Origin of the sequence: Nonlabens sp. (assembly GCF_018401815.1) — a bacterium.
In the GTDB taxonomy this organism is placed as follows: Bacteria; Bacteroidota; Bacteroidia; order Flavobacteriales; family Flavobacteriaceae; genus Nonlabens.
Genome location: NZ_JAGYKG010000022.1, coordinates 1 through 1,636 on the forward strand (window position 1 = coordinate 1; position 1,636 = coordinate 1,636).

The window sequence follows — 1,636 nt, forward strand, 5'->3', positions numbered from 1 at the left end:
CGGGACCTACTGATTACAAGAACCTTACTTAGTTACTCACAACAGCATGTTTAACTTTAAATCAAGCACTTACACACACCCAAAAATTCATTCCAGCACGCTAAAGCATGTTTCTGTGGACACTTTTCTGTTCTTCACCCAATGCCGAGCAAGCAACTATAGCCTCTTACCTTCATCTCTTAGATTCATTAACTATCGTTTCTTCATTACTTGAACTAACACTGCTATTTATCACATTATAACTGTATGCCAAAACAAAGAAAGCTAGTGTTAATATAATCATATTTTTCTTGGTCACTAACTCTTTATCTCCTTTTTTAGCCCTTTTCCATTCTTCCACAAAATAATTTCCAAAAGTATCCCCTATAAATGTATCAAGCTCATAACATCTGCTTTTATCTATATCTTGATATGCACTCCTATCGGAATACAATAATCCACACACGCTTCTGTATTCATCATAGTGATCAACTAAAGCCTGATAAACCGCTTTCTCTTCACCTTTGGCAATGCTTCTGTATTTAACATTTATCACTGCATAACTTTCAAAAAAATTCATTTGAGCGTCAAGAGCTTCACTTTTTCTTTTAGAAATCTCCTCATTAATTTCCTTTTCTCCTCCATATTTAATACCATGTCCTATAGATTTATTCTGCTCCTCTCTATCTTTAAGCTCTATTCTTTTTATTCTGCATTTTTCTGCAGCAACCAAGTATCTTCTAGCATTACCAATATACTTTGCTAAATCTTTTCTAGACTCTTCTATCCACGAACTTCTTAATGATCTTATATTAGCTTCAGTATTACCGATTGAGCTTAACATTGTAAAACAACCGGCAATAATAGCAGCAGTAACAATACCTAAACCTTCGATTCTTTCACCAGTTAAACTTATGTAAAAAATCCAGAGCAAGCCGATATAAAAGATTACTGGCAACATTAAAGCCATTATTCTTACAGCCTTTCTCGCAACTCCTGAAACTTTCTCATACTCCCATATTTCTTTATCACCTTCTATCAGCTTAGCCAAAAGCTCGTCTACTTCTTTTATCTTTTCTGCCACTTTATTCATTTTATTTTTCGTAGTGCAAATTATTTTTTTCATGCCTAAATACAACTCCATAAATAAATTATCAATATTCCCTATAATATCTATTTACTTTTTAAAGCATTACAAACATCTTCATTGAAGCCAAGCTCTATCTTAATTCGCTTTGCCTCCAACCTCTCCCTTTCAGCTTTAGCCATAAAATATTGCTGCTCTGACCTTTTAATACGTATATTTTCATCAACAAATTTTTTATAGCTCAACACATATGCACAACAGCACCAAACAAAAGTCCCAATAGATAATAAAATAAAAACATCTAGAAACAAGCTATAATAAAGTATTTGCTGAAGCCCCTCTTCAAAGTCTCTCCAACCAGACATTAAAGAGCTATCAAAATGTTCCATTATTTACGCCCCCTGCGTTTATTCTTCCACTTTCTCAATAGCTTAGCTTCTATCCATACATAAAAAATGGCCATCCCACCAAACAGGACCGCCATTTTTATCATCTGCTGAAATGCTTCTCTCGCTTCATCCACAACGTTTAATTCCCTTACTGCTCTTACCCACAACCCCTACCTCCCTG

The 1,636-nt window shown here is 34.6% G+C and carries 2 protein-coding genes; both read right to left on the reverse strand.

Annotated elements, in window-relative coordinates; translation table 11 throughout:
• Nucleotides 1–172: 172 nt before the first annotated feature.
• Nucleotides 173–1,105, reverse strand: coding sequence for a hypothetical protein (locus tag KG732_RS12940; protein ID WP_213524445.1), 933 nt, complete (start codon nt 1,103–1,105; stop codon nt 173–175).
• 47 nt (nt 1,106–1,152) lie between these two features.
• Nucleotides 1,153–1,455, reverse strand: a complete 303-nt coding sequence (locus KG732_RS12945) for a hypothetical protein (protein ID WP_213524447.1) — start codon at nt 1,453–1,455, stop codon at nt 1,153–1,155.
• Nucleotides 1,456–1,636: the final 181 nt, after the last annotated feature.